This is a genomic window from Paenibacillus bouchesdurhonensis (assembly GCF_900155685.1).
In the GTDB taxonomy this organism is placed as follows: Bacteria; Bacillota; Bacilli; order Paenibacillales; family Paenibacillaceae; genus Fontibacillus; species Fontibacillus bouchesdurhonensis.
In genome coordinates this window covers 4,083,355-4,109,930 of record NZ_LT732548.1, presented here as the reverse complement: position 1 = coordinate 4,109,930, position 26,576 = coordinate 4,083,355, and the positions used below count along the sequence as shown (strand labels likewise).

General features: G+C 51.0%; 26 protein-coding genes and 2 riboswitches. Of the genes, 19 read left to right on the top strand and 7 right to left on the bottom strand.

Annotation, left to right across the window (positions count from 1 at the left end; genetic code table 11):
• The first annotated feature begins 159 nt into the window (after positions 1-159).
• From cobD to cobS, 11 genes are all read left to right on the top strand, one after another.
• Positions 160-1,254, top strand: coding sequence for a threonine-phosphate decarboxylase CobD (gene cobD / locus CZ379_RS22720; RefSeq protein ID WP_110933698.1), 1,095 nt, complete (start codon positions 160-162; stop codon positions 1,252-1,254).
• A complete protein-coding gene (locus CZ379_RS22715) occupies positions 1,251-2,174 on the top strand; it encodes an adenosylcobinamide amidohydrolase (protein WP_110933697.1) in 924 nt (307 codons plus the stop codon). Before cobD ends, CZ379_RS22715 begins: the two co-directional genes overlap by 4 nt.
• On the top strand, positions 2,171-3,142 hold the full coding sequence (gene cbiB / locus CZ379_RS22710) for an adenosylcobinamide-phosphate synthase CbiB (protein WP_110933696.1): 972 nt from the start codon (positions 2,171-2,173) through the stop codon (positions 3,140-3,142). Before CZ379_RS22715 ends, cbiB begins: the two co-directional genes overlap by 4 nt.
• A gap of 123 nt (positions 3,143-3,265) precedes the next feature.
• Positions 3,266-3,868, top strand: coding sequence for a histidine phosphatase family protein (locus CZ379_RS22705; protein WP_110933695.1), 603 nt, complete (start codon positions 3,266-3,268; stop codon positions 3,866-3,868).
• A gap of 164 nt (positions 3,869-4,032) precedes the next feature.
• The gene (locus CZ379_RS22700; protein ID WP_110933694.1) at positions 4,033-4,989 is read left to right on the top strand and encodes a TRM11 family SAM-dependent methyltransferase; all 957 of its coding nucleotides are present in this window, start codon (positions 4,033-4,035) and stop codon (positions 4,987-4,989) included.
• 69 nt (positions 4,990-5,058) lie between these two features.
• Positions 5,059-5,313, top strand: a riboswitch (cobalamin riboswitch).
• 194 nt (positions 5,314-5,507) lie between these two features.
• A complete protein-coding gene (locus CZ379_RS22695) occupies positions 5,508-6,524 on the top strand; it encodes an ABC transporter substrate-binding protein (RefSeq protein ID WP_110933693.1) in 1,017 nt (338 codons plus the stop codon).
• Positions 6,521-7,567 (top strand): FecCD family ABC transporter permease, encoded by a 1,047-nt coding sequence (locus CZ379_RS22690; protein WP_110933692.1) that lies wholly within the window; start codon positions 6,521-6,523, stop codon positions 7,565-7,567. The genes CZ379_RS22695 and CZ379_RS22690 overlap by 4 nt, the downstream gene beginning before the upstream one ends.
• Positions 7,564-8,349 (top strand): ABC transporter ATP-binding protein, encoded by a 786-nt coding sequence (locus tag CZ379_RS22685; protein WP_110933691.1) that lies wholly within the window; start codon positions 7,564-7,566, stop codon positions 8,347-8,349. Before CZ379_RS22690 ends, CZ379_RS22685 begins: the two co-directional genes overlap by 4 nt.
• A gap of 159 nt (positions 8,350-8,508) precedes the next feature.
• Complete coding sequence (cobT, locus tag CZ379_RS22680) at positions 8,509-9,588, top strand: nicotinate-nucleotide--dimethylbenzimidazole phosphoribosyltransferase (RefSeq protein WP_110933690.1); 1,080 nt, start codon at positions 8,509-8,511, stop codon at positions 9,586-9,588.
• The gene (locus tag CZ379_RS22675) at positions 9,585-10,220 is read left to right on the top strand and encodes a bifunctional adenosylcobinamide kinase/adenosylcobinamide-phosphate guanylyltransferase (RefSeq protein WP_110933689.1); all 636 of its coding nucleotides are present in this window, start codon (positions 9,585-9,587) and stop codon (positions 10,218-10,220) included. Before cobT ends, CZ379_RS22675 begins: the two co-directional genes overlap by 4 nt.
• The gene (gene cobS / locus CZ379_RS22670) at positions 10,217-11,038 is read left to right on the top strand and encodes an adenosylcobinamide-GDP ribazoletransferase (RefSeq protein ID WP_110933688.1); all 822 of its coding nucleotides are present in this window, start codon (positions 10,217-10,219) and stop codon (positions 11,036-11,038) included. Before CZ379_RS22675 ends, cobS begins: the two co-directional genes overlap by 4 nt.
• Before the next feature lie 74 nt (positions 11,039-11,112).
• On the opposite strand, the gene CZ379_RS22665 is transcribed toward cobS, so the two are convergent.
• On the bottom strand, positions 11,113-12,801 hold the full coding sequence (locus CZ379_RS22665; protein WP_110933687.1) for a methyl-accepting chemotaxis protein: 1,689 nt from the start codon (positions 12,799-12,801) through the stop codon (positions 11,113-11,115).
• 223 nt (positions 12,802-13,024) lie between these two features.
• On the opposite strand from CZ379_RS22665, the gene CZ379_RS22660 reads away from it, so the two are divergent.
• Positions 13,025-13,726: a queuosine precursor transporter gene (locus CZ379_RS22660; protein ID WP_110933686.1), complete on the top strand. Its 702-nt coding sequence runs from the start codon at positions 13,025-13,027 to the stop codon at positions 13,724-13,726.
• A gap of 202 nt (positions 13,727-13,928) precedes the next feature.
• Here the strand turns inward: CZ379_RS22660 and CZ379_RS22655 are convergent, their stop codons facing one another.
• Entirely contained in the window at positions 13,929-15,014 is a 1,086-nt protein-coding gene (locus CZ379_RS22655; protein WP_110933685.1) for a M24 family metallopeptidase, read from the bottom strand.
• Positions 15,015-15,360: 346 nt separating this feature from the next.
• On the opposite strand from CZ379_RS22655, the gene CZ379_RS22650 reads away from it, so the two are divergent.
• Both CZ379_RS22650 and CZ379_RS22645 read left to right on the top strand, forming a co-directional pair.
• A complete protein-coding gene (locus CZ379_RS22650; protein WP_267890524.1) occupies positions 15,361-16,884 on the top strand; it encodes an MDR family MFS transporter in 1,524 nt (507 codons plus the stop codon).
• Positions 16,885-16,945: 61 nt separating this feature from the next.
• Positions 16,946-17,185, top strand: coding sequence for a hypothetical protein (locus CZ379_RS22645; RefSeq protein WP_110934518.1), 240 nt, complete (start codon positions 16,946-16,948; stop codon positions 17,183-17,185).
• Positions 17,186-17,345: 160 nt separating this feature from the next.
• Here CZ379_RS22645 and CZ379_RS22640 read toward each other — a convergent pair whose 3' ends face one another.
• The 5 genes from CZ379_RS22640 to queC all read right to left on the bottom strand — a co-directional run bounded on the left by CZ379_RS22640 (position 17,346) and on the right by queC (position 20,860).
• Positions 17,346-18,317 (bottom strand): 2-hydroxyacid dehydrogenase, encoded by a 972-nt coding sequence (locus tag CZ379_RS22640; protein ID WP_110933684.1) that lies wholly within the window; start codon positions 18,315-18,317, stop codon positions 17,346-17,348.
• A 108-nt stretch (positions 18,318-18,425) separates the two neighbouring features.
• A complete protein-coding gene (gene queF / locus CZ379_RS22635) occupies positions 18,426-18,923 on the bottom strand; it encodes a preQ(1) synthase (protein ID WP_110933683.1) in 498 nt (165 codons plus the stop codon).
• Positions 18,924-18,967: 44 nt separating this feature from the next.
• The gene (gene queE / locus CZ379_RS22630; protein ID WP_199925737.1) at positions 18,968-19,708 is read right to left on the bottom strand and encodes a 7-carboxy-7-deazaguanine synthase QueE; all 741 of its coding nucleotides are present in this window, start codon (positions 19,706-19,708) and stop codon (positions 18,968-18,970) included.
• On the bottom strand, positions 19,701-20,195 hold the full coding sequence (gene queD / locus CZ379_RS22625; protein ID WP_110933681.1) for a 6-carboxytetrahydropterin synthase QueD: 495 nt from the start codon (positions 20,193-20,195) through the stop codon (positions 19,701-19,703). Before queD ends, queE begins: the two co-directional genes overlap by 8 nt.
• Complete coding sequence (gene queC, locus CZ379_RS22620; RefSeq protein ID WP_110933680.1) at positions 20,192-20,860, bottom strand: 7-cyano-7-deazaguanine synthase QueC; 669 nt, start codon at positions 20,858-20,860, stop codon at positions 20,192-20,194. The genes queD and queC overlap by 4 nt, the downstream gene beginning before the upstream one ends.
• Positions 20,861-21,000: 140 nt before the next feature.
• Positions 21,001-21,044: riboswitch (PreQ1 riboswitch) on the bottom strand.
• A gap of 285 nt (positions 21,045-21,329) precedes the next feature.
• Between queC and CZ379_RS22615 the strand changes: the two genes are divergently transcribed.
• The 5 genes from CZ379_RS22615 (at position 21,330) to CZ379_RS22595 (ending at position 26,574) form a co-directional block, all read left to right on the top strand.
• A complete protein-coding gene (locus CZ379_RS22615; protein WP_234404983.1) occupies positions 21,330-22,715 on the top strand; it encodes a copper amine oxidase N-terminal domain-containing protein in 1,386 nt (461 codons plus the stop codon).
• Positions 22,716-23,029: 314 nt separating this feature from the next.
• Positions 23,030-24,094, top strand: a complete 1,065-nt coding sequence (locus CZ379_RS22610; protein WP_234404982.1) for an ABC transporter substrate-binding protein — start codon at positions 23,030-23,032, stop codon at positions 24,092-24,094.
• 31 nt (positions 24,095-24,125) lie between these two features.
• Positions 24,126-25,043 carry an ABC transporter permease gene (locus CZ379_RS22605; RefSeq protein WP_110933678.1) on the top strand — a complete coding sequence of 306 codons (918 nt, stop codon included), beginning with the start codon at positions 24,126-24,128 and terminating at the stop codon, positions 25,041-25,043.
• A complete protein-coding gene (locus CZ379_RS22600; RefSeq protein WP_110933677.1) occupies positions 25,043-25,837 on the top strand; it encodes an ABC transporter ATP-binding protein in 795 nt (264 codons plus the stop codon). The genes CZ379_RS22605 and CZ379_RS22600 overlap by 1 nt, the downstream gene beginning before the upstream one ends.
• Before the next feature lie 329 nt (positions 25,838-26,166).
• Positions 26,167-26,574, top strand: a complete 408-nt coding sequence (locus CZ379_RS22595; protein WP_110933676.1) for a NusG domain II-containing protein — start codon at positions 26,167-26,169, stop codon at positions 26,572-26,574.
• Positions 26,575-26,576: the final 2 nt, after the last annotated feature.

Sequence of the window (26,576 nt, the reverse complement as noted above, 5' to 3'; positions counted from 1 at the left end):
AAAAAACGCGGCAGTAAGCATTTTACATTTAATGGGCAATCATGCGTTCAGCCGACATTGACGGAAGATAGGAATTCACCTCATAATGAGGGCATTGAACTTACGGGCGAAAAACAGCCAAAACATATTAATTGTTTATGGGAAAAGAGGAATGGCGATATGTTGGAAGTGTACGGACATGGAGGAGATGTAGAGTCGGCAGCACTGCGATACGGCCTTGCGCCGGGGCAATTCACCGACTTTAGCGCAAATATTAATCCGCTCGGGCCACCGCCGGGCATGTTGGAGGCGCTTCGGGCCGCGCTGCCTGAAATCATTCGTTACCCCGATCCGGGCCATCGGGCGCTGCTTGCCTTATTGGCCGAGCGACACGGAATTCAGCAGAAGGCCATTTGCATAGGCAACGGAGCGGCGGAAATCATGGCCCTTATTTTATTGGCGCTGGCACCAGGCAAGGTCGGGGTTGTGCAGCCCTGCTTCTCGGAATATGAAACGCTGTCTCGGCAATTTGGAGCTGAGGTTCACGCGGTTTACGGCACCGCAGAGCGGGACTACCGCGCCGAGCCCACGCAGATTGTGCAGCTGATTGCTTCAAGCGACCTTGTGTTTCTTGGACAGCCGAACAACCCGAACGGAGTGCAATATGAGGTGGAACAATTGCGGCAGCTTGCGAAGGCCGCGGAGCGGCATAAGACTTATCTTGTGTTCGATGAAGCCTTCATCGACTTTATTCCTGCGGAACGTCGCCAATCGCTGCTGCCCGAGCTGGAGACGTATCCGCATGTGATCTTCGTTCGGTCGATGACGAAATTCTATGCGATCCCCGGTCTGCGGCTCGGCTATGGCATCGCACACCCCCATATGGTGGCCGCGATGAGGAGCAAGCAGGTGACATGGAGCGTAAATATTTTGGCGCTGCGGGCAGGCGAGTTCAGCCTACATGCGGGATCGGAATACGAGGCGGCGACGATCACCGCGATTGCGGCTGAACGGGAGTATCTCCGGGCGGAGCTTGTACGCTTGGGCTGCGAGGTGACACCGGGGGAAGCGAACTACCTGCTTCTGAAGCTCCCGGAGCCGTGGGCCGCCGGCAGCATGCAGGAGGCGCTTGGACGGCGCGGCGTGCTTGTGCGAAGCTGCGCGATGTACCCGGGACTTGGCGAGAGCCATATCCGCGTCGCGGTGAAGGATCGGGGAGCGAATGTCATCCTGATCCGGGAAATGGAGCAGGTGATTGGAGGCGGACAGGGATGACGACCCCTTTTTTGCATGTTCAAGCGGAACAAGCTGTGGACGTTGGTGAGGCTGGAGAGGTCAGTGAGGTTAGTAGAGCTAGTATAGCTAGTGAGACCAGTAAGTCTAGCGAGGCTAGTAAGGAGAATCGGACGGAATTGGATGGTCAGGCCAAACCAAATGCTCAGGCCAAACCAACTCCAGTGAATGAAGCAAGTCAATTTCGCGGTAAGGATCAAGTGGGTCAGACGGTCTACCATGCAGAAATATGGCCGGGGTTGAAGCTGTACCGGAAGGAGCGGCATATTCTGCTGGAAGCGCCGGAACGGATGGATAGCTTAGGAAGCGCGGTATACGGCGGCGGAATGCAATCGCTGCAAAGATTCGTGAATATTTATGTCGATCGGTTCTATCACTGTGAAGATCCGGAGCGGGACATTCGGAATTTGCTGCGGGATTGGGGGTATCCTGAGCAGGGGGCGGCCGGGCTGTTAACGGCGGTGCAGCTGCAGCACACCGCAATCGTGGAGGAGCAGGGCGCCGATTACGGCGTGCTGTGCTGCGTGACCGCAGGCGTATCCAACGCGGCCCGGGCCGGCGTGAGGCGGACGACGTTCCCCGCCTCTTGGACGCCGGGCACGATCAACATTATGCTCGTCGTTGACGGCAGAATGACCCCCGCGGCTATGGTGAACGCCATCATCACGGCGACGGAGGCGAAGGCAGCCGCGCTAAGCGATCTCGGCGTACGCGATGCCGAGATTGGCCTGACCGCAACCGGCACAACGACGGATGCGGTCATGCTGGGCGTCAGCCAGCGGGCCAAGTGGCCGCTGCTGCACGCCTACGCGGGAACCGCGACCGACCTTGGCGGCGCCATTGGCCGCCTCGTCTACGACGCGGTTCGCGAGTCTTTGGCCGCGGCCGGAGGGCCGAAATGACGGCTGCGTGGTGGGTGCTGCCGGTCGCGTACGCGCTCGACCGGCTGCTTGGCGATCCGCGTTGGCTTCCCCATCCCGTCGTCGGGATGGGGAAGGCGATAACCGCGATCGAGGCGGCAATTCGCCGCCTGGCGAAGCCCCGCGCCTATCGGGCCGCGGGGCTGCTGCTGCCGCTGCTCGTCGTTGGCGGCAGCTTTGCGCTCACCTGGGCCGTGCTATGGCTATTGGCCCAGGTCAGCCCGTGGCTTGCCGCGCTGGCAGAAGCCGCGCTGATTGCCACAACCATCGCGGCCAAAGGGCTGCAGGAAGCCGGCATGGAGGTGTACGGCCATTTGCGCCGCGGGGATTTGCCCGCCGCTCGCCGCGCGCTCGGCATGATCGTTGGGCGCGATACCGCACATCTCCAAGAGCCGGACGTGGTGCGCGGCGCGGTGGAGACGGTCGCCGAAAATATCGTCGACGCCGTCATTTCGCCGCTCTTCTTCGCGGTGCTGGGCGGCGCCCCCCTGGCAATGGCTTACCGCGCCGTCAACACCCTCGATTCAATGGTCGGCTACAGGAACGAGAAATATATCGATCTCGGCTGGGCGTCGGCCAGGCTGGATGATATTGCGAACTATATCCCCGCGCGTTTGACGGCTCTGCTGCTCATTGCGGCGGCATGGTTTCTGCGCTTTGATGCCAAAAGGGCTGCCGCCTTGGTACGCCGCGATGCATCGTCTCATCCGAGCCCAAACAGTGGATACCCGGAATCGGCTGTTGCCGGGGCGCTGGGAGTTCGGCTCGGTGGCGAGAATTCGTATCAAGGCATAGTTTCTTTTCGCTCATATATGGGGGACAAGACCCGTGAACTTGAGGCCGGCGACATTCCAAAAACGAGCCGGATGCTCTATTGGGTATCGAGTGCCTTTGTGGTGATCGGAACCTTGGCTGGAATAGTTTTGAGCGGCGGGTTTAATTGGATATAAGAGCAGCGGACGATAGGGAAGAATGTCGTTGACCACCATCATAGGATGGTAAACCCGCGAACCTGAAGCATTGCGCGGTGCAAATTCCGATAACTGATGAAGCAGTTCTGGAGGTGACAGGGCTTGGAACAACAAAAAGAACAACAAAAGGAACATACAGCAGAGCTGTGGCTGGCCCGTCATGGACGAACGAGCTGGAATAAGGAGCGGCGATATCAAGGGCATTCGGACATGGCCTTGCTAGATGATGAAGCATCCGGATTGTGCGCGCTTGAACAGAAGCTGGCGGGCATTTTCTTTACATCTATATACTGCAGTGACCTTTTGCGATGCCGTCAGACACTTGAGCGGGTTAGACCGGATCTTGCCGGGCAGGCCATTTATGAGATGCGGCTGCGGGAAATGAATTTTGGGCAGTGGGAAGGCCAGACCTACGAGGAGTTGAAATCAAATCCGCATTATCGCGCGTGGATCGACGATCCGCAATCGGTCACCCCGCCGGAGGGGGAAGCATGGGAAGCATTTGAACGGCGGGTCGCTGAGATGGTTCAGGAGTGGGCGAATTTAGCGAATTATCTTGGCCGCGGAGATGCTGGCAAGAAGCCGCGGATTTTGGCAATTACCCATGGCGGTGTCATCTCGCTTATTGCTTCTATGCTTCGTCCCGAAAAGGGTTTTTGGGATACGCATATCGACGCTGGCGGAATACTGAGGCTTCAGATATAGGAGAGATCGGACATTAACAACACTAGCTGCCGCAAGCAACAATAGCTGTGAAAGTAAAATAGCCACAGCAGTGCAAATGTTGGTAGGGATATTGGCAAGGCGTTATTAGCCACGGAGACCTGGACTGCGTAATCTTGGAAGATGAAGGTGGGGCAAAAATCAGAATGTGTGAGCAAGGTATCGGTCAATATATTTATACTTACGCCTGCCATGACAATGAGCGGCGGCTGTGTGAAATGGAGTTGAATGCTTTATTCGGTCAACGCCCTGGAAGCGTTGGGTATGTGGAAACGCAGAGGAGAATTGATCCGGGTCGCAGCCCTTTTATATCTTATCGAATGGACGTATTATTTACCGGAGAAAGCTTGGAAAGCATAGCAGCTCAGGCGGCTGGCTTGCAGTTAAATGATAGAACTTTTAAAGTTATCTATTTGAAGCAGGGGGATGTGCGAGGCTATGAGGAGCAGCGCGACATCGAACGGCAGGTGGGAAGCCGAATTCACGGCAAAGCGGAGATGCGCAGACCGGAAGTTACCTATGGTTTGATGTCGATTAACGGACATTGGTCGCTCGGTATTTGCCATGAAGCGGAGCCGGTATGGCTTCATCATAAACATAAGCCGCGCAATTATTCTACCGGGCTTAGCACGCTCGTGGCCAGAGCCTTGGTCAACATAGCGGTTCCTGATCCCCACGCCATGAAGGTGATCGATCCTTGCTGCGGGATGGGAAATGCGATGATTGAGGCGTTGTCCATGGAGATCGATATCGTAGGCAGGGATATTAATCCGCTGGCTGTTCGAGGAGCAAGAGTGAATTTACGGCATTTCGGGTATGACGATAGCCGGGTCAGCCTTGGCGACTTGAATGAAGTGGATGAGCTATATGATGCAGCTATTGTCGATATGCCATATAATTTATGTTCCGTCCTTCCTTCGGAGGAACGCCGGCAAATGCTGAGCAGCATTGAGCGCTTTAGCCGAAGAGCCGTCATTGTGTCGACGGAGCAGCTTGAGGAAGAATTGAACCGATCGGGACTTGCAATTCATGATTACGGTACGGTCAGCAAAAGTTCTTTCATTAGACATATTTGGTTATGTGAGCCGCGGCGGAGAGTATAAATGATTGTCAGCAGGGCGGTTTTCACCTATAATCCAATACAGACGCAAATGTATGAATACTTAGTGAATGAATGGAAAAAAACCGTAGGTCCCGAATCGGCAGTTGATCCACAGCTGACGCCTCGGGTTAAAAGGGAAGCCGGTGCAATTCCGGCACGGTCCCGCCACTGTAAACAGGGATGAGGCTCATAAATGCCACTGTCGTTCGTAGAATCACGGCTATCCAGCGTAGTAAGCATGGATTGGAGTGAGGCTGCGAGGATGGGAAGGCGAGCTGCATCGGCAACCTGGAGTCAGGAGACCTGCCCACGGGAATAAGAGACGTTCCTTCGAGGAAAGGAAGACGTTCTGCTGAGAGAATTATGCACTGGACAAGCCGGATGGTTGAGCTGTGTGTATAATCTTGTAGACGTAACCCGATCCTGAACGGATGGGTTTTTTCTTGTTTTCGGACAAATTCCATTTAGCTTCTGTAATTCATGAGCAAACTATCAGATCTATTTTAAGGAGAGAGATGGATGAACAAGTTTAGGCATTTTTGGGGGATTTGGATATTAGCGATCATGCTCGTAGCGGTTGCAGGCTGCGGCAAGGATACGGCAGGAAATAACCCTACAAATACACCTGCCCAGCAGGAGCAGAACACGAAAACAGGAAAGGGAGAGCAGGAAAACTCCTCGTCCGATACGCAAAAAACGACCTATCCTCTCACCGTGACGGACACGGCGGGAGCAGAGTTTACTTTTGAAGCTGCGCCGCAAAGAATCGTATCGCTGGCCCCTTCCGAGACAGAAGGATTATTCGCTTTAGGCCTTGATGAGCAGATCGTGGGCGTATCCGACACCGATGATTACCCCGAAGCTGTAAAGGATAAGCCAAGAATGGGCGGATTTCAGGTTAACGTAGAGGCCGTCATCGCTGCAAAGCCGGATTTGGTCGTGGTCGTAGGCAGTCTGATCGACCCGGCAACCGTCCAAAGCTTAACGGATCTTGGAGTTAAGGTCTATCAAACCAACCCGAACACATTGGATGAAACAATGGCCAATATCAGAGCAATTGGCGAGATTACTGACCGGCAAAAGGAAGCCGAGGTAGTGGTGGGGCAAATGGAAAAAGAACGCGACCTCGTACTGGATGCCGTGAAATCCTTGACCTCGGATCAGCGAAAAAAAGTGTATATCGAATTTTCGCCAGGCTGGACCGTCGGTAAAGGCGAGTTCATGGATGAATTGATTACGCTAGCCGGGGGCGAAAACGTAGCATCGGATCTCGAAGGCTGGAATGAAATCAACGAAGAAAATATCATTAAAGCCAACCCGGATGTAATCTTATTTGGCGGAAACGTGCTCTATGAGGATAATAAAACGATCGGCGAGATGATCAAGGCTCGCGGCGGCTGGGATCAAATTACAGCTGTGAAGGAAGACCGCGTCATCGGCCTTGATGATAATTTGCTAAGCCGTCCCGGCCCGCGTGTTACTCAGGGCTTGATTGAAATTGCCAAAGCCATTTATCCGGAATTGATCCAGCAATGACGAAGAAATTGGCAGGATACGCAGCGGCGGGCTTGATACTTCTGGCTGTTACATTGCTGATTTGTATCGGCGTTGGCTCCGTCTTTCTGCCGACCGGCCAGATTATCGGTATTTTGCTCCAACGGCTTCCAGGAATCGGCGGTATGATTACGCCGGATTGGGATGTATCGGCAGAACAGATTATACTGCAGGTTCGGCTGCCGCGGGTTCTGCTCGGCATGTTAGTCGGCGCTTCGCTCGCGGTGGCGGGTGCCGCATTCCAAGGTGTGCTGCGCAATCCGCTGGCAGATCCTTTCACATTAGGCGTTTCCTCGGGCTCCGCGGTTGGCGCTGCCACACTTATTTTTTTCGGCTGGCAATTTTCTTTAATCGGAGTATTTACGCTGCCGATCGTAGCTTTTCTAACAGGTGCATGCACTTTGTTTGTCGTAATGTGGCTAGCTAGGGAGAACGGGAGAATTCCAATCGAGAGCCTCATTTTATCGGGTGTAGTCATGCAGTCTTTTCTTGGCGCGATCGTATCGTTTCTAACTGCCATGTCAAAAAAAACAGTCAACGAAATATTGTACTGGACAATGGGAAGTCTTAGCTTGCGCGGATGGTCGTATACGATCATCCTTTTCCCGTATTTGCTCCTCGGCATGCTGTTGCTGTGGAGCAGCGCACGCAGCTTGAACCTGCTTGCGTTGGGAGAACGTCAGGCGGCACACTCCGGGCTGAACGTCGATCGCACGAAGGTGCTTGTGCTGCTGGTTGCTACGCTGTTGACCGCGGCGGCTGTGTCCGTCTCTGGGGTCATCGGCTTTGTTGGGCTAGTTATTCCGCATATGATCAGACTGATGACGGGGCCGGACTACCGAGTGATTATTCCGCTCTCTGCGCTTGGCGGGGGGATTTTTATGATGTGGAGCGATCTTGCGGCCCGGACAGTGCTTGCGCCAACAGAAATACCGCTTGGTGTTGTTACAGCATTTGTCGGCGCTCCATTCTTTGCTTATTTGCTATACCGTAATAAGAAGCGGAGAATGGAGGAACTGCAATGATTCAGGTAGAAGGCGCTATGAAGACCTATGGTCGGCAAACGGTATTGCAGGGAATCAATTGGCATGTTCAGCGGGGAGACTTTTGGGGCATCATCGGGCCTAATGGCAGCGGGAAAACGACGCTGTTGAATATCTTGTCAGGCGTCGAGAAACCGGAGGCTGGGGAAATTTCGCTGGCTGGCAAGCCTCTTCCTTCCTATGGTCGTAAAGCACTGTCAAGGAAACTGGCGGTGCTTCAGCAGGATGGTTTGCCGCCGATGGCTTTTCCAGTGCGACAGGTGCTGGAGATGGGCAGATTTCCTTTTCAAAATTGGCGGGGACAAGAAGCGGGAGACGGTGCAGAGGCTCTGCTTAACGAGATCGTAAGCCGCCTAGATCTGCAGGGACTGGAGAACAAGCCGCTGCATGTATTGAGCGGAGGCCAGAGACAGCGGGTCGCTCTTGGCAAAGTGATGGCACAACAGCCGGAGGTCGTCCTACTGGATGAGCCGACGACTTACCTCGATATTCGCTATCAAATGCAGTTTATGGAATTGATCTCGAGCTGGCAGCGGGCTGAACACTTAACCGTCATCGCGGTGATGCACGACTTGAACTTGGCTGCACTTTATTGTGATAAGCTGCTTGCATTGCGAGAGGGAAAGGTCGTAGCCAAGGGAGCTCCAAGTGAAATTATTACCCCGGAAATAGTGAAGTCGCTTTTTGAAGTGGACTCTTATTCCGTGATTCATCCTGATCGCCATGTTCCTCAGCTGCTGCTGCGAAACGAGCAAGGGACATGAGACATGAGATCTACCAGACACTTAGCTCGAGGCTATGAAAATAAAGCTCAAGGCTTATGCGTCAGGCAAATCGTTTACGAAAGAGCGCCTTTAGTTAGTGGCAGGTAGTGATAAGGCGTCGTGCGGAAGAGACATTGGGTTTAGAAAGGGGATAGAGGAATGGGAAATTCCATTTTGGATGTCATCAAATTAATATCGCCGCTGCAGGGGGAGGCGTCAGCGTCAGCGGCGGAGCATTTGGATCGTTTGACCAAGCCTCCGGGCAGCCTCGGAAAGCTGGAGACGCTGGCGGTTCAGCTTGCTGGAATCACGGGACAAGTGAGGCCGAGCTTTGATAAGCGTGCGATCATTGTAATGGCTGCAGACCATGGAGTATGCGAGGAAGGGATTAGTGCGTTCCCTGCTGAAGTTACTCCGCAAATGGTACTGAATTTCTTGGCTGGCGGGGCAGCGATTAATGTATTTGCCCGTCAGGCAGCGGCTGATGTGCTATGTGTGGATATCGGGGTCAACGCCGAATTAAGCCATCCGGATTTGCTTGTTCGGAAGATTAGAATGGGTACGGCAAATATGGCTGTCCGTCCAGCGATGAGCCGTGCTGAAGCAGAGGCTGCGGTATTGGCGGGGATCGCTGTCGTAAAAGAAGCTGTGAATAAAGGCACAACATTGTTTGTGACAGGTGAAATGGGGATTGGCAACACAACTGCCAGCGCTGCGGTAATGAGCGTACTGACGGGCATTGCTCCTATGGAGTGCGTTGGACGGGGCACGGGCATCGATGAGCCGACACTGCGTCACAAGGCCTCTGTAGTCGAGCGGGCCATAGCGTTGAATCAACCGGATGCCCAGGATCCGCTGGATGTATTATCCAAGGTGGGCGGCCTAGAAATCGCTGGCTTGACCGGTGTCATATTAGGTGCAGCAGCCCACCGTTGTCCCGTCGTTATCGATGGGTTTATTTCCAGCGTGGCCGCCTTAATCGCCAAGGGATTATGTGCAGAGGCTGTGAATTATATGGTTGCTTCTCATCATTCGCAGGAGCCTGGGCATATTCAGGTGCTGCGGGAGCTCGGCCTTTCTCCGATGCTTGAGCTCGATATGCGGCTCGGTGAAGGAACCGGAGGGGCGCTTGCGCTCCATTTGATTGACGGTGCCTGCCGGATTATGAACGAAATGGCTACATTCGAAAGCGCGGGAATTTCCTCAGGCGAGCCATCGGCTGGAGTGGATACGAGATGATCGTCATGGTGACGGGCGGAGCCCGCAGCGGAAAGAGCAGCTTCGCTGAGCGTTGGTGCATGAAGCATGCCGACAGGGCGTATTATATCGCCACAGCTCAAGCCTACGATACCGAAATGGAACGGCGAATAGCTCTGCATCGTCAGGATCGAGCCTCGGCAGATTATGCTTGGGAGACGATCGAGGAGCCGCTCCAACTTCGCGGCTTGCTGCGAAAGCTGAGCGATACCGTGCCGGCAGAAGTGTATTCCAATCCGGTAGCCGCTTATACCGAGCCGATAGCAGTGTATACCGAGGAGCCAGAAGTCTCTGCTGCGCCCGTCGTGCTGATCGATTGTTTGACGCTTTGGCTGTCTAATGTTCTGCTCGCTATAGGCGAGCAAGCAGATGGCGAGGCCAAGGTAATACGGGAAATAGATCTGCTGTTGGAGGCAGTCGCGAGTTATAGCGGAACAATTGTGATTGTGACCAATGAGGTGGGAAGCGGAATTGTTCCCGCCTACCCGTTGGGGCGGCTATATCGGGATTTGGCCGGCGTTATGAATCGACGTTTAGCCGCAATAGCGGAGCAGGTGTTTCTCGTTACGGCAGGCATTCCGATCGAGCTAAAGAGCAGGGAGTACAAGCTATGAACGGGAACAATAGAAGCAAGGATCGGCCGATTGCGGCAGCGTTTCAGTTCTTATCGCGAATTCCTGTTCCGCTTGAGGTTGATTTTACGCCAGAGCTTCTACGTCGCAGCGTTAAGCATTACCCGCTCGTCGGCTTCGCTATAGGCGCTGTACTCAGCTTGGCGGCAGCAGTCTCTGCCTGGCTGCTGCCGCCGATGCCCGCTGCGGTTATTACGCTTGCGATTTGGATATGGCTGACCGGCGGCCTGCATCTTGACGGCTGGATGGATTCGGCGGATGCGCTGCTCAGCTATCGCAGCAGGGAGAAGATGCTGGAGATTATGAAAGACAGCCGTGTCGGCGCAATGGGGGTCATCGCCTGCATATTGCTCCTTCTGTTCAAAATGTCTCTCCTTTTAACCTTAATCGGCTCAGGTTTTGTGTACATAGGCGCCGCGCTGTTGACGGCAACGATATGGAGCCGCTGGTTTATGACCTATGCATTGAAAGTTTGGCCAACGGCACGGAAAGGGGAGGGACTCGCGCAACGCTTCCATGGGCAGACGGTGGGTGATATCGTCATCTCCACATTAGTCGCTTTATTGCTATCGGCCCTGGGATTAACGCTAGCAGTTTGGTGGGAGGCTACGCCTGCTTCCTGGATGCTCTTCCTTGTTTATCAACTTATCGTACCCTGCACGGTATGGCTCATCGGCACACTAGCGGCTGGAAGAATCAGCAAGAGGCTAGGCGGGTTAACCGGGGATGTGTACGGCGCTTTAAATGAAGGATTAGAGGCGGTAATCCTGTTGGTGGCTGTCATTATTTTTGCAGGATGAAAAATAACAATGCCGTGCTATCGTTCGAATAGCACGGCATTGCGTTGTGATCGCTCATAATTTGTACGGATTCATCAGATGATAAATTGACGGACGGATTCTCGTAAAGAGAGTGCGCCTTCGTGCAGACTGCGCACGGAATCGGCATGGTCTTTGATTTCATCCGCTTGTTTTGCGGAATTATGAGCAATCTCCTCCATCGTTTCGAGTGAATTGGCGGTGATATTAGCAGCCTCTTCCACAGAAGCCGTCACTTCTTCTGCACTCGCAGAGACCTGCTGGGTGGAGGAAGAGATGGATTGTACGGTCAAGTTAATGCTTTGAATCCATTCTGACAGCTGAGAAAAAGCTTCTTCTGCGTTCTTAACGCGAGACGTTCCCGATTGGATTTCATCACTGACCCGCTGCATAGCACGTACTGAGTTGCTTGCTTCCTCTTGAATCGCGAGGAGGTAGTCTCCGATTTCGTCCGTAGCGGTGCGGGATTGCTCAGCGAGCTTGCGTACTTCCTCGGCCACGACTGCGAAGCCTTTCCCATGTTCACCGGCACGGGCTGATTCAATGGCAGCATTAAGCGCCAAAATGTTGATCTGCTTGCTGATTTCCATGATCGTTCCAACGATTTGGGCAATCGCTGCGGAGCGTTCGTTCATAAGCGAAATATGGTTCATGGATTCCACCGCAGCTTCCTCGACCAGAAGCATTTCATCAACAGCATCATGGACGATCTGGTTGCCTGATATTGCCTTATCCGCTGCTTGGCCGATTTTCTCGGTGATTTCTGCCGAGGAAGAGGCGATATAATGTATGCCAGCAGAGATTTCTTCCATAGCTCGCGCATTTTCAGCCGCTGTAGAGGCAATCGTAGAGCTGCCTGCTTCCACTTGCTGCGTGGCTTCATTCGAACTGTAAATCAATTGTTCAAAGGTTTGCGCGGAAGTAAGCAAGCTGTCCGAAGTGTTAACGACCGTCTGGGAGGTATGAAGGACATTGGCGATCATCCCTTTCAACTGCTCTGTCATCGTCCGGAAGCTTGCCGCTAGCTGGGCCATCTCATCATGACCTTGAACCTGAATCGTTTGACGAAAATCGCCACGCGCCATTTTCTCCGTAACCAGTGCCAGGTTCCTGATCGGCTGCGTAATTCGTTTGCTGACAATATAGGCAGCGGTAATACCAAGAAATATAACTACGGCAGTAATGCCGAGGCAGATCCATAGTATTTCCGTTTGCTTTTCCTTAATAAAGGTAGCATCCATTCCGACGGCAAGCAGCATCTCGCTCCCTGGAACTTGGAAATAAGCAGTCTTATGGTAGCCGAATTGGTCCTGATATAAGTCGCTAATTGCTAGTTTGCCTGCGGACGCTTGCTTCATTGCATCCTGGATAGCTATGGTGTCGGAGGTCTGTAAGGTAGAGCCGGAGCTGGTCGCAATGACGGTAGCCTGATCATCTTGAAGCTGAACGAGATAAACGGTATGTAATTGAAAATCCTCCACGCTTTTCGTTAAGTACGCTTCTACGCCAAATCGGGAATGTTCTCCCCCTTTGAGCAGTTGGTGGGACATTGTAGTATCGAGACCGCGATATATATCTTGCGTGCTGGTATGCAGTACTTTGTCAAACTGAGGCAGAACGTTTTTGTTGATGATCCCCATGGAGACGAAATAAAAGCTGATGCTGAACAATAGCGAAGATAAGACGATGACGACGGTAAAGGTTGTCATGAATTTGCGGCTGATTGAATGCTTGATTCCGAGCATGACATAATAACCTCCTAAATTTATGAATTCCTTATAGGTCAATCGCTATTATTAATAGCCTCCTTCCATTAACCTAAGCGAGTTAATTAACCATTGGTTCATTAGTCTTATATTATAGCAAGTTCTCCCATTTGAAAATAGGGATTTTTGAAAACTTTCCTTATTTCATAAAGTTTTCACGCTTTTTACATTTATATGGATCAAAAAATAGGGAGGAAGTCTTATGCACAACTTTGGGTGGGGCGTACTGTTCGTACTCATGAACTTTGCGTTCTTCTTGATATGCTATCGCTGGTTTGGAAAAAAGGGGCTTTATGCGTGGATTGGCGTTGCTACGGTTATTGCCAACATTCAAGTGGTAAAGACAATTGAAATGTTCGGAATTGTCATGACCCTCGGTAATACGATGTACGTCAGCCTTTATTTGACCAGTGATTTGCTTAATGAAAAATACGGGCGGGGAGAAGCGAAGAAAGCGGTATGGTTTGGATTCTTTACCCTGATTATGACGACGATCCTGATGCAGATGGCACTGGTATTTACTCCTCAGCCTGGGGATCTGGCTCAAGCTTCTTTAGAGAGTATCTTCGGATGGATGCCGCGGCTTGCGCTCGGGAGCCTAACGGCATACTTCGTCAGCCAATTTTTGGATGTCCGATTGTTTGCTTGGATTCGAAAGTTCTATCCAAGCCGGGGGCAGTTATGGATTCGCAATAATTTCAGCACACTGATCAGTTCCTTTGTGGATACGCTGATTTTCTGCACAATTGCTTTTGCGGGACAATACAGCTTGCAAATATGGATTGAAATTTTGCTGACGACGTATATCATCAAATTTGTTTTGACCGCCGCAGGCACTCCATTTCTATACATCGCGAGAAATTTTCATCAGGAAGAAGAGAGGGAGGAAGCACAAACGAGGTAGCCGGGGCTTCGGTGGCTCCACGATCTGGGCGTACGGGGCTCCACCCGCATCCCGGAGACTCGCGGCTCACTCGCCCAGCAGCTCAGCGACTCGCAGCCCAGAGTCTGCAGCACCCCAAGCACCATAACTACAAACAGGGGCTGTCCAGCAGTCAGTTTTGCCTGACTTTCCGGACAGCCCCTGCTTCAGGTTGGCCGCCGTGTTATAAATAAGTAAGCTCTTTGGGAAGTGTGGTCAGCACCTCTACTCCCGAAGTCGTTACCACGACGTCGTCTTCGATGCGGACGCCGCCAAGTCCAGGAACGTAAATTCCCGGCTCAACCGTAAATACGCTGCCTACTTCCAGGAGCAGTTCGTTCTCGCCGTGGACGGAAGGGAACTCGTGTACGTCGATACCAAGGCCGTGACCGAGCCGGTGAATGAAGTAGGAGCCGTATCCGGCCTCCGCAATGACGTCGCGGGCTGCTTTGTCAATCGAGGCATAGGAAACGCCTGGCTTAATGGCCTGGATTGCGGCTTCATTGGCGGCCAGAACCGTATTATAAATTTGCTGCAGCGGCTCGGCCAAATGGCCAACGCCATAGGTGCGCGTAATATCCGATGCATATCCGCCGGCATACAGCCCAATGTCGAACATAAGCAAGTCGCCATTTGAAATCGGTTGATTGCCCGGAACCCCATGGGGGAGGGCGGTCTTCTTCCCAGCTAGCACCATGGAATCGAAGGCGGGTCCTTCGGCGCCTACTTTACGAATCAGATATTCAATTTCTGCGACAAGTTCATTTTCCGTGATACCTGCTTTAACATGGGGCAGAGTCTCCTGAAGTACTTGTTCAATGAGGGCTACGGCATGCCGAATTTTGTTGATTTCTTCTTCGGACTTGCGGTTGCGAAGCTGGCGAAGCCATGGCCCGACATCTAAATATCTGGCAAAGGACAGAGACTCCTGCAGCTGCTCGAATCGGGCGACTGACATATGCTCCTTTTCGAAACCGATCGTCCCGACAGAGCATTTGAGATTGCTTTTTAATACTTCATAAGGGTTATCCGTATCACTGTGCGTTACGATTTCGGTGATGTCGGCAGCAGATCGCGCATTCTCTTCGTCCAGCTCGGGAACGAGCAGGAAGGGCTGCTTGCCCATGGAGAATACAGCCCCCAGAAACCGTTCGTGAGGGTTGCTTAGAAAGCCTGTCAAATAATAGACATGTTTGGGATCGGTAATAATTAACGTTTGTATGCCTACCTCCCGCATTTTTTGTTCCAGTATGGTCCATTTGGAGTTCATATGATGAACCTCCCTCTCTTTAAAACTTATTAATTTATTATAGGGTAAAAGCTGAAATTTAGATCGTCCGCGGGTACTATTATAGTAATAAATATTTTCAAGAAAAAAGACGTCCTCTTTCAGGACATCCTCCTATATATGGATAATCTATGCCAAGCTAAAACCGGATGAGGCTGTGATCACGGATTAATTGTATCATATTATTACAATATTTGTAAGCGAATGCTCGTACTTTGTCGTATTACAATATTTTGTCGGAAGCTTTACTTTCCGTCTGTTTCTAATAAAATAAACAACAGAAGTGAATATTAATAATTTGAATAAGTTAAAGGGGCATACCTATTTGATTACGAAACAGAAGGACAACACATCTCTCATTTTAATTGGTTTGATGCTGGCGATTCTGATGTCCGCGATGGATAATACGATCGTTACAACGGCAATGGGCACGATTGTATCGCAGCTTGGCGATATGGAGCAGTTTGTATGGGTAACCTCGGCGTACATGGTTGCCGTAATGGCCGGTACTCCGATCTTTGGCAAGCTCTCTGATATGTACGGACGCAAACGTTTTTTTATATTCGGGATTATAACGTTCTTAGTCGGTTCGGTACTGTGCGGCATGGCCGAGAGCATTACGCAGTTGAGCATTTATAGAGCCATTCAAGGGATTGGCGGCGGAGCGCTGATGCCGATTGCTTTTACGATAATTTATGACATCTTCCCCCTGGAGAAGCGCGGAAAAATGACGGGGCTGCTCGGGGCGGTATTCGGAACCTCCAGTATATTTGGCCCCTTGCTCGGTGCTTACATTACCGATAAGCTGGGCTGGCATTGGGTGTTCCTGATCAATGTGCCGATTGGGCTAGTCTGCCTTGGATTAATTATCGTGTTCTACCGCGAATCCCTATCGCGCTCCAAACAGCGCATCGATTGGGGCGGAGCATTTACACTGGTCGCTTCCGTCGTGTGCCTGATGTTTGCGCTGGAATTGGGCGGAGAAACCTATCCTTGGGGATCAACCGTAATCCTAAGCTTGTTTACCGGCTTTACCGTATTATTTATAGCTTTCTTGTTCATAGAGACGCAGGCGGAGGAGCCCATAATTTCATTTAATATGTTCAAAAATAGACTCTACGCGACGAGCAGCGCACTCGCTCTTCTTTATGGCAGCGTGTTTATTGTGGCGACGGTGTTCATCCCTATTTATGTGCAGGGCGTATTCGGCGGCTCGGCGACGAACTCGGGCCTGATTCTCATGCCCATGATGATTGGATCAGTTGTAGGCAGCATGCTGGGTGGTTTCTTGTCTACGCGGCTGTCGTATAAAATGATTATGATGATTTCCGTAATCTGTTTTGTGAGTGGGATATTTGCGTTAAGCACGATATCCAATGAAACTACCCAGAGTCTGCTTACGCTTTACAGCATCCTGACTGGGTTCGGGGTGGGCTACTCCTTTTCGGTACTGAGCATGGCTGCTGTTCATCATTTCGATATGCGTCAGCGCGGGGCGGCGACATCAACCAACTCTTTCTTGCGTTCTCTTGGAATGACTTTGGGAATTACGATTTTTGGGATTATACAAAGAAATTTAGTTGCGGAGGAAATGAGGCAGGCATTTGGTGGAGCAGGAGTATCCGCGGAAGCCTTCGGTGATATGAGGGAAGCGTTATCCCCGGAGAAGAGGGTGCAAATTCCGCCGCCGATTTTGGAGAAAATAACGGCGGCTTTATCCTCCTCCATTGCCCATACCTTTATGTGGGCGCTAATTCCTGCTGGACTAGCCGTTCTGGTCGTATTGCTGATGCCGAATGATCGAATTTCCCCTCAGGGCAAGCGAAAGCCCCAATCGGAGCAATCATCGTAGCACGTTTATTTTATGCACTTTTGAGGTATAAAGAGATAACAACGTGTGCGAGGTGATGATCATGGCCCAATCGAAACGTGACGCTAGTTTGGAAGCTAATCAGGCAAAAGATAGGAATCACCCCGAGCAATATCCGACGGGCAAGCCAAGCTTATTTGATCTGCATGAGAGCGAGATGCATGTTGATCCGATTCCCGTCGAGGATTTGAAGCTCGAGGTGCAGGAGGAAAGAGATAAAGATGCTACCAAGCACCGATCCTCCAGCGAAGGTAAATACTTTACCGGATTTGAAGAGAAGTAAACGGATGGCATGAACAGAAAAAAAGGGATGGATTGGGGGCTGCCCCCTAATCCATCCCTTTTTCATTGTATGCAAATGCCAGGGTAACATAGTCCAGAGAAGTTTGAATATCTGGGAATTCATGTTTACCTTACAGTTGCATTACCTGCTCAAGCCTTACTTAAGTCCGCAGTTCCTTGACGAGCTGCGGCGGAATTTGGCCGCTAAGGGCAGCAACCATGTTTTGCGCCGCGAGCATGGCCATGTCGAATCGCGTCTTACTCGTTGCCGAGCCGATATGAGGCAGGGTAATGACATTAGGCAGCTTCAATAAAGCATTGTCCGGGGAAATAGGCTCCCGTTCGAAAACGTCTAAGCCTGCGCCATATATTGTTCTTTGCTCCAATGCCTTGACGAGTGCTTGTTCATCTACGGTCTGCCCTCGGGACGCATTAATGAAGATGGCTGATGGCTTCATTAGCCCGAATTCCCGTTCGCCGATCAGGCGCTGCGTTTCCGGGGTCAGCGGCGTCATCAGCACGATGAAATCGGCTTCTTGAAGCAGCTCGTCCATGGAGCAATATTGGGCTCCAAGCTCCGACTCAGCGGCTGGCTTCCGGCTGCGGTTATGATAGAGGACATCCATCTCAAAGCCCCATTTCGCCCGGCGAGCGACGGCTTCCCCGATGCCGCCCATACCGATGATTCCCAGCTTCTTGTGATGGACGTCCAGGCCGAACAGATTCTGGTTGTTGCCGCGCTTCCATTGTCCATCCTTCACATAGCGATCGAGTTCGGTAACCCGGCGGGCCGAAGCTAGAATCAGCGCGAATATTAAATCGGCCACGGTTTCATTCAATACATCGGGCGTATTGGTTCCCATAACCCCGCGGGCTTTCATCGCCGCAAGATCAAAGTGATTGTAGCCTACACTCATCGTACTGACTACTTTTAATTTCGGAGCGTGATCAAGCAGCTCAGCATCAATTTTACCGCCAAAGGTGAGCAGTCCCTCTGCATCGGACAGACCGGCCAGCAGGGCGTCTCTCGGGATGAGCTCGGGGCGATCCCATTTGTCATAAGTGCAATGTTCAGCGATATAATCTTCCACTTCTTTAGGAACGTTGCGGGCAATGAATACTTTCGGCTTCAAGGCAGTCTCTCCCTCCGGAATAGGTTGCAATCATTTCAACTCAACTATTTATATATTGTAACAGATTGCAGCCGTTTGAATCTCCGGTATTCGGTTTATGAATATGGTTTAACGGTTATCGATTTTCTCCGGATACATGTCATGCTGCATTAGCCGCTGCTCAGCCATGCTCTCGTATTTGGTCCCTGGTCGGCCGTAATTGCAGTATGGATCGATTGAAATGCCGCCTCGAGGCGTAAACTTGCCCCAGACCTCGATATATCTTGGATCCATCAGCTTAATCAGATCATTCATGATGATGTTTACGCAGTCTTCATGGAAATCGCCATGGTTGCGGAAGCTGAACAAGTACAGCTTAAGCGATTTGCTCTCTACCATTTTAATGTCGGGAATATAGCTGATGTAAATCGTAGCGAAATCAGGCTGGCCCGTAATCGGGCACAGGCTCGTAAATTCCGGGCAATTGAACTTCACGAAATAATCGCGGTAGGGGTGTTTATTATCAAAGCTTTCGAGAATGCCGGGATCATAGGAAAAGGAATATTGCACTTTTTGATTGCCAAGCAGCGTTAGATCCTGAAGCTCATCGTTTTGTCTTCCAGTCATTATAAATCCTCCTGATATTAGGTCGTTTCTAGTCTTACAAAAAGCTACACGCCGCGTTTATTTCCCCAAACTAGGGCATGGAGCTGGGGCAGCACACGCACATCATTCAATTCCGGTGCGGAGACAACTTGGTCGATTAGCTGCTCATATCTCTCCAGAAGATCAGCGGTATGATGCTGAATATCCATTCTGCTCACATCCGGGTTGCCCACCTGCAAGTAAAAAGGAATATGCGGATAGCGGACGTGGACTTTTTTGGCATAGGCTAAATCCTGATCATCAAAGACGACGACTTTAAGGCTTTGATCTAGAGGATAAGGTCTTGTCGACAGCTTCGACGCTACCTCGTCAAGCACGTCCCAGTCGGTCGTCATGCCCGAGCTCGGCGGTTTCGGAGACAGGGTTACCTGATCGACCTCCGCGAGCCAGTCCTGCCAACGGGAGCCTTGCGTCTCTACTGCCACGATGATCCCTTTCTCATGAAGCAGTGTTACTAGCGCACCGAGTCCTCCCAGGAGGGCAGGATTGCCGCCAGAAAGCGTAACATGGGAGAATCGGTCTCCCCCCAGAGAGCGCAGCTCGGCATAGATATCCTCGGCTGTTAACAGCCGGATGTCATCCTTGGCACTGCCATCCCAGGTAAAAGCGGAATCGCACCAGGAGCAGCGGTAGTCGCAGCCCGCGGTGCGGACGAACATCGTCTTCTGGCCGATGACCATGCCCTCCCCTTGAATGGTCGGCCCGAATATTTCCAGGACAGGGATAGGCTGCTGATGATTACTCACCACTCATCCACTCCCGTCTCGCTTCAGCGTAGCTGGTTGGTGTTTCGTACAGGCGGACGAATTCCGTCCTGGCCTGTAGAGAAGGTGAACGATAGGTGCCGGACTGAAGCGCCTGTTCCATTTGCTCGTACAGCCATACGACCATATTTTCCGCCGTCGTATTCATCAGCGGCAGCGACTCGTTTAAATATTGATGATCGAGATATCCTTCGATCTCCTGCTTCCAGATCGTTTTAATCGTGCCAAAATCGATCGTTAGGCCAAGTTCATCCGGTATGCCGCTAATGCCGAAAACAACTTTATAAGTATGCCCATGCAAGTTTTTGCATTTGCCCTCATAGGCATGTAAATGGTGGGCGGCATCAAACGTGAATTCTTTGCTCACCAGCACCCGTCTCTCATGGTATCTTAACTGGGAACGAGGAATGTCCTCTCCCAGCTTCTGCAGCTTGTCAACGATACGAAATTCGCCAGGAACGAAGCTCATGACATCTCCCCCTTTGCACGTGCTTCAAGATAGGCCTCCATTCCGGCAAGCCTTAGCTTGCAGGAAGGACAATCTCCGCAGCCATCGCCGATTACACCGTTATAGCAGGTAAGCGTCCGTTCTCGGACGTAATTAAAGGCGCCAAGCTCATCGGCAAGCTGCCAGGTGGCGGCTTTATCGAGCCACATAAGCGGGGTATGGATAACGAAGTTGTGATCCATGGCCAGGTTCAGCGTTACGTTCAGCGATTTGACGAAGGCGTCCCGGCAATCCGGGTAGCCGCTGAAATCCGTTTCGCATACGCCGGTGATGATATGCCTTGCTCCAACTCCTTTGGCAAGAACGGCAGCAAAGCTGAGAAACAAATGGTTGCGGCCTTCAACGAAGGTGTTGGGCAGCGCCCCGTCCTCGTGGACGATGTCCATGTCATGGCAAGTCAGCGCATTCGGGCTTAATTGAGCCAATAACCCCATATCGAGCAGATGGAATTTGACCCCGAGCTCTTCGGCTATTCCGCGGGCGCACTCGATTTCTTGCTTATGGCGCTGTCCGTAATCAAAGGTCACGACCTCGACTTCACGGAATTGCTTCAAAGCCCAGAACAAGCAGGTGGTACTATCTTGGCCGCCACTGAATACGACGACGGCCTTCTCGTGTTGAAGCATAAAAAAAACCTCTCTTCTTCTGAATTTAGTTAAAGGGTGCGTACGGCACCATTTACATAGAAGAAAGAGAGTTCTTGAACTGGAACACTATGAAAAAACATACCGCAGCCCGCAAAAGGGCACGGCAAAAAGGGCGCAGAGCGCCGTTAGTTTTTTATAGAGGGAGTTCGCGAACCTCTTCCATGCTGAGATAGCATGGATCTTCTTCAATTATGTTGTGTTGATAGTTTCGATGCCATTATAGCATAAATGAAGCCGAAGCTGTTGTGCCAAGAGATGTCAACTAGTTGTTTTCTCTTATTTACAAGGAGAGATGGATACAGGATAATAGAATATATCATTACGGGGAGGTAATATTTTGAAGAAAATGAGCAAATGGCTATCACTGCCGCTAGTGCTGCTGCTAGTTATCCTAACGGGATGCTAGGCGGTAGGGGGATTTGACATCAACAAAGCTATGTTGAAAAATTTGGAGGTTCAAGCTAGCGAATCCAGACAATCGGTTTCGATTGAAATTATACCAGCAGATAAAGTATCTGCAGAAGATAAGGAGATAATCGAACTAATCAACTCTTTATCCTTGATTGTTGATCATGCTAAGATTCAGGATGCTTCCACGATGTCGATCAAAGGCTCGATCGGTTACTCCGGCGAGAAGCTGCCATACCATATTTCCATGGATAAGAAAGGGATGGCCATCCAGCTTGAAGGAGCAAAGCAGCCGCTGTACATATCTCTGGAGGATGCGTCTTTAGATTATATTGATCTGGAGCAGTACAATGAGCAGGCGCAAGAATTTGGTGTTAAGGCTGTCGGCTTCCTGCTGAAGCATATGCCGAATCCATCCACGATTTCCGTGAAAAAGGTGCAGGAGAAAGTCAACGATGAATCGCTTAGCTTGACACAACTGCATGCGGAAATTCGCGGTGATGAGCTGGTGAAGCTCGTGAAGCCGCTTTTAACGAATGCGGCTAAAGACGAAGAGGGCTTGAAGGAGCTTATTGGGGCGTTCTATGATGCCTTCTATCCGATTCTTAGCGCTCAATTTGGAAGTGACGCGCTCGGCGAAGGCCCGGCTTCTTCTAAAGAGTTTGCTGTTGCCGCAATGTATGGCGTAGTTCAAGAAGCGTTGGCTGAGGCGCTGAAGGAATACGATCAGCAGTTTGACGCTATGTTCGAAGAAATGCCTGAACTGCATACTGTTTTCGGCAAAGATACTGTGCTGAAAATGGATATGTACTTCGATAGCAGCCTGAACACGCGCAAGCAGAACATGGAGCTTACGGTAGCTATCCCTCAAAGTGAAGGTGTGCCAGTCAAGTCATTCACGGTGCGCAGCGAAGCCGAAATGTGGAATATCGGCGGAAATGTAGCCGTGGATCAGGTGAATTTAAGCACAGGCAAGCTGGAAGTTACCGATGAAGAAATTACTCCGGGACAGGTGCTGCGCAATTTTGAACCGGGTTCTATCATTTATAAGCTGCTGAAGGAAGAGATGCAGATCACTTCCAAGGATGTATTGATCGGCTATCCGGGCGACTATTATGAGGTGATTAAGAAGAACGGCGCAAGCTTTGTTCCGCTCCGTTATATGTCCGCTGAGCTGGACGCAGAGATCAAATGGAATAAGGAAACGAAGACGATCACGATCATTGACGATATTACGCAAGAGGAAATCGTGCTGACTGTCGGTTCCAAGCAAGCGAAAGTAGGCGGGAAGGCAGTAACGTTATCCGAGCCGGCATTTATTCATGAAGACGGCAAGACCTATGTGCCGCTGCGCTTTATCGCTGAGGCTCTAGGAGCGAAGGTGCAAGTAGACGGCGACGGATGGATTACAGTAACTCGCGATTAATTGCTTGAGTATAACGAACTGTGCTTCATACATGGATATTTGAAGAGGGACTGCAGCTTATTCTACCCAATAAGCGAGCAGTCCTTTTTTTCACATATCGCAGATTCCCGCAAACGAAAAATTGACCGTGATTTAATAATTGACGTACAATAAACCTCCATTTAAGATAGGAATAATACTTTACTTCAAAAAGAGAAGCCAGTCATGATTTTTCGCTTTAACACTTTCACCTGGGAAAGCGTTAGCAAGATCATGCTTTCGTGGCCTAAATCTTTATGGGGGATCTATTATTGTTTGAGAGAGGGGTTATCGAAGTGAAAAAGAAATTAGGGGTACTCTTGGCTATTGTAGCTATGCTAGTTACGGTGATCGGCTGCGGCAGCAATAATGCCGGGGGCAACAACTCTGGAGCTGCGTCTAACCAAGGCAATGCACAAGCAGAAGCTCCGGCGGACACAAGTAAGGAGAGCTACAAAATTGCGATCTCGCAAATCGTCGAGCATCCGTCTCTCGATGCAACTCGCGAAGGGTTCCTTGCCGCACTGAAGGATGCAGGCATCGTGGAGGGCGAGAACTTGAAGCTCGATTATAACAACGCGCAGGGAGATCCAACCAATAACTTGACGATTGCGCAAAAAATTGCCGGAGATAAATACGATCTTGTTCTGGGGATTGCTACGCCTCCAGCTCAAGCTCTTGTAGGCCAGGTTAAGAGCTCGCCGATTCTGTTCGCCAGCGTTACTGATCCATTGGATGCCAAGCTGGTTGACAACTTGGAAAAGCCGGGCGGCAATGTATCGGGCGCGTCCGATACGAATCCGGAAGCAATTGTCAAATTGATGGATTTTATCGCTGAGAATTTCAAGGATGTGAAGGCAGTGGGCGTCGTCATTAACCAAGGCGAGCCGAACGCCGTCATTATGGCTGATCATGCGGAGAAAGCGCTTGAGAAGCATGGCATCAAGCTGATCAAAGCGCCGGTAACGAATACTTCCGAAGTGAAGCAGGCGGCAGAGTCGCTCGTCGGCCGCGCTGATGCTCTGTATACGACACTGGACAATACGGTTGTCGAGGCGGTAAGCACTGTCATTCAAATTGCGAATGAGCATGATATCCCATTCTTCTCCAGCGACCGCGATACGGTAGAGAAAGGTGCTTTTGCCACAGTCGGTTTCAAATATTACGATCATGGCTACCAAGTCGGTCAAATGGCTGTTGAAGTGTTAAAGGAAGGCAAGAAAGTCGGCGATATGGCGGTAACCTTCCCCGACAAGCTTGACCTGATCCTGAACCTCAAGGCTGCTGCGGAGCAAGGAATCGAGGTTACGGACGCTATGAAAGACATGGTTAACGACAAGGAGAACAACTTGCTGGAATAGGCTGGTTTCAATCATTTAGGAGGTACTCATCATGGTAAACTCGTTAATCGGAGCTCTTGAATCCGGCCTACTCTATGCGTTGATGGCGCTTGGAGTATATATTACCTTTCGGATTTTGGATTTTCCGGATCTAACGGTGGATGGTAGCTTTACGACAGGCGGCGCGATCGCTGCGGTTATGATAACCAAGGGAGCAGATCCGGTAACGGCTACCCTGGTTGCTTGCTTTGGCGGGATTATCGCCGGTATGCTTACCGGATTGCTTCATACGAAAGGCCGCATCAACGGGTTGTTGTCCGGGATATTGATGATGATCGCGTTGTACTCGATTAATATGCGGATTTTGGGCAAGCCGAACATTGCGCTGCTTGGCGAAAGAACGATCTTCAGCTCCATCTCCCCGCTGCTGCTGATGCCGTTCGTTGTTATTGCGATCAAGCTGCTGCTGGATTTGTTCTTCAAAACGGATCTCGGGCTGGCCCTACGGGCAACTGGCGACAATAAGCAAATGATTCGCAGCTTTGGCGCGCATACCGATAACACAATTATCCTTGGCCTAAGTTTGTCGAATGGCCTTGTCGCATTGTCGGGTGCACTGATTGCCCAGCAGTCCGGCTTTGCCGACATCACGTCAGGGATTGGCATGATCGTCATCGGCCTTGCCTCCGTCATTATCGGGGAAGCGATTCTTGGGGCGAGAACCGTATTCTTTGCTACGCTGGCTGCAATTATTGGTTCGATCGTATACCGTGTGGTCGTCGCTTTGGCTCTGCGCATCCCTTGGTTCGAGTCATCGGACTTGAAGCTGATTACCGCAGTGATCGTCATCGTTGCATTGGTGCTTCCATCCGTGCGCCGCGCATCGAAGCAGCGGTCGCTTGGTCGGAGACGTTCAAGAGAAGTTGCGGAATCGCTTGGTGAAAATGTAGGTTTCGGAGGTGGGCGTTAATGCTGCAGCTATCAAATGTATCCAAGCTGTTTCATCCCGGTTCGCCGGATGAGAAGATTGCGCTCGCTAATGTCAGCCTGCATTTGCATCCAGGCGACTTCGTTACCGTAGTCGGCAGCAATGGCGCAGGGAAGTCCACTTTGATGAATATGATCTCCGGCGTGCTTAAACCTGACGTTGGCGAAGTCCGCATTGCGGGCAGCGAAGTCAGCCATTTGATTGAGCACCAGAGGAGCCGCTGGATCGGCCGTGTCTTTCAGGACCCCATGGCGGGAACGGCGCCGAATATGACGATCGAGGAAAATTTGGCGATGGCGTATTCGCGGGGCAAAAGAAGAGGATTGGGCCTTGGCATCAATTCCTCCAAACGCGACATGTTCCGCAATCATCTTAGCCGCCTCGGCATCGGGCTGGAGAATAGGCTGCGGGCCAGGGTCGGTACGCTGTCTGGAGGAGAACGCCAGGCGCTTAGCCTGCTGATGGCAACCTTCACCCAGCCGCGAATTTTGCTGCTGGATGAGCACACCGCCGCGCTAGACCCCGCTCGTGCCGAACTCGTGACGAAGCTTACGCAGAGCATCGTGGAGGAGATGAAGCTGACGACGCTGATGGTGACGCATAACATGGAGCAGGCCATACGTCTCGGCAATCGTCTCATCATGATGGATAAAGGCCGTATCATTCTCGATGTCAATGAAGCAAGGAAGAAGACGCTGACGATGGAAGAGCTGATTGGCGAATTCGAGAGAATCAGCGGTCATAAGCTATCCGACGACCGTGTCGTGCTCGGGTAAAGGTAACTACAACTATACGAAGCGAGCACGGGTGTAATAATTGTTTATAGTTGAGATAAAAGGACAAGCTGTCGGGAGAACTCGGCATTCGCAGTTTTGTATGAGAAGCTGCTGTATCACTACGCATTGCGTAATGGTGCAGCAGCTTTTTTTAGTTGCAGAGGGTCAGTACGTTAGTAGATAGCTGTATCAAAAGAGATTGACAAACCGGAGGGGGAATTTTTAATATTTATTTATGATAAATCGTAATTATTACAGATTACTGAATGGTGCTCGAATATAGAATTTGAATTCTAAATTATACTAAAAGGATGAGGGAGAAGACAGGCATGCTTAAGTTGAAACGAGGCGATATTGGATTGATCGTACTGCTGTTCGCGGTTGGTTTCATTTGGCTGGGGGCTCGCCATGTTCTTGAGCAGAACCGGACGTACAACCCACATGAATTGAGTGCGGTTATTACGGTCGACGGCGAGCTTTACCGAACCATTCCTCTAAGCGGAGAAGAAGAGGAAATTGAGATTAAAACGGCATTGGGACATAACATTCTTAGAAAATATAATGATGGGATTCAAATGGTTTACGCGGATTGTCCTAAGAAAATATCGATGGCCATGGGGTTTGTTTCCAGACCTAACGAGACGATTGTATGTGTGCCTAACCGAATTTTCGTAGAAATCATAAACGACGGAACGACAGAGCTGGACGAGGAGGAGGTAGATGCTTACGTACGCTGATA

Coding starts and splice junctions, on each gene's coding strand:
- cobD (WP_110933698.1), top strand. CDS start 160: ATGTTGGAAGTGTACGGACATGGAGGAGATGTAGAGTCGGCAGCACTG.
- CZ379_RS22715 (WP_110933697.1), top strand. CDS start 1,251: ATGACGACCCCTTTTTTGCATGTTCAAGCGGAACAAGCTGTGGACGTT.
- cbiB (WP_110933696.1), top strand. CDS start 2,171: ATGACGGCTGCGTGGTGGGTGCTGCCGGTCGCGTACGCGCTCGACCGG.
- CZ379_RS22700 (WP_110933694.1), top strand. CDS start 4,033: ATGTGTGAGCAAGGTATCGGTCAATATATTTATACTTACGCCTGCCAT.
- CZ379_RS22695 (WP_110933693.1), top strand. CDS start 5,508: ATGAACAAGTTTAGGCATTTTTGGGGGATTTGGATATTAGCGATCATG.
- CZ379_RS22690 (WP_110933692.1), top strand. CDS start 6,521: ATGACGAAGAAATTGGCAGGATACGCAGCGGCGGGCTTGATACTTCTG.
- CZ379_RS22685 (WP_110933691.1), top strand. CDS start 7,564: ATGATTCAGGTAGAAGGCGCTATGAAGACCTATGGTCGGCAAACGGTA.
- cobT (WP_110933690.1), top strand. CDS start 8,509: ATGGGAAATTCCATTTTGGATGTCATCAAATTAATATCGCCGCTGCAG.
- CZ379_RS22675 (WP_110933689.1), top strand. CDS start 9,585: ATGATCGTCATGGTGACGGGCGGAGCCCGCAGCGGAAAGAGCAGCTTC.
- cobS (WP_110933688.1), top strand. CDS start 10,217: ATGAACGGGAACAATAGAAGCAAGGATCGGCCGATTGCGGCAGCGTTT.
- CZ379_RS22665 (WP_110933687.1), bottom strand. CDS start 12,801: ATGCTCGGAATCAAGCATTCAATCAGCCGCAAATTCATGACAACCTTT.
- CZ379_RS22660 (WP_110933686.1), top strand. CDS start 13,025: ATGCACAACTTTGGGTGGGGCGTACTGTTCGTACTCATGAACTTTGCG.
- CZ379_RS22655 (WP_110933685.1), bottom strand. CDS start 15,014: ATGAACTCCAAATGGACCATACTGGAACAAAAAATGCGGGAGGTAGGC.
- CZ379_RS22645 (WP_110934518.1), top strand. CDS start 16,946: ATGGCCCAATCGAAACGTGACGCTAGTTTGGAAGCTAATCAGGCAAAA.
- queF (WP_110933683.1), bottom strand. CDS start 18,923: ATGACTGGAAGACAAAACGATGAGCTTCAGGATCTAACGCTGCTTGGC.
- queD (WP_110933681.1), bottom strand. CDS start 20,195: ATGAGCTTCGTTCCTGGCGAATTTCGTATCGTTGACAAGCTGCAGAAG.
- queC (WP_110933680.1), bottom strand. CDS start 20,860: ATGCTTCAACACGAGAAGGCCGTCGTCGTATTCAGTGGCGGCCAAGAT.
- CZ379_RS22605 (WP_110933678.1), top strand. CDS start 24,126: ATGGTAAACTCGTTAATCGGAGCTCTTGAATCCGGCCTACTCTATGCG.
- CZ379_RS22600 (WP_110933677.1), top strand. CDS start 25,043: ATGCTGCAGCTATCAAATGTATCCAAGCTGTTTCATCCCGGTTCGCCG.
- CZ379_RS22595 (WP_110933676.1), top strand. CDS start 26,167: ATGCTTAAGTTGAAACGAGGCGATATTGGATTGATCGTACTGCTGTTC.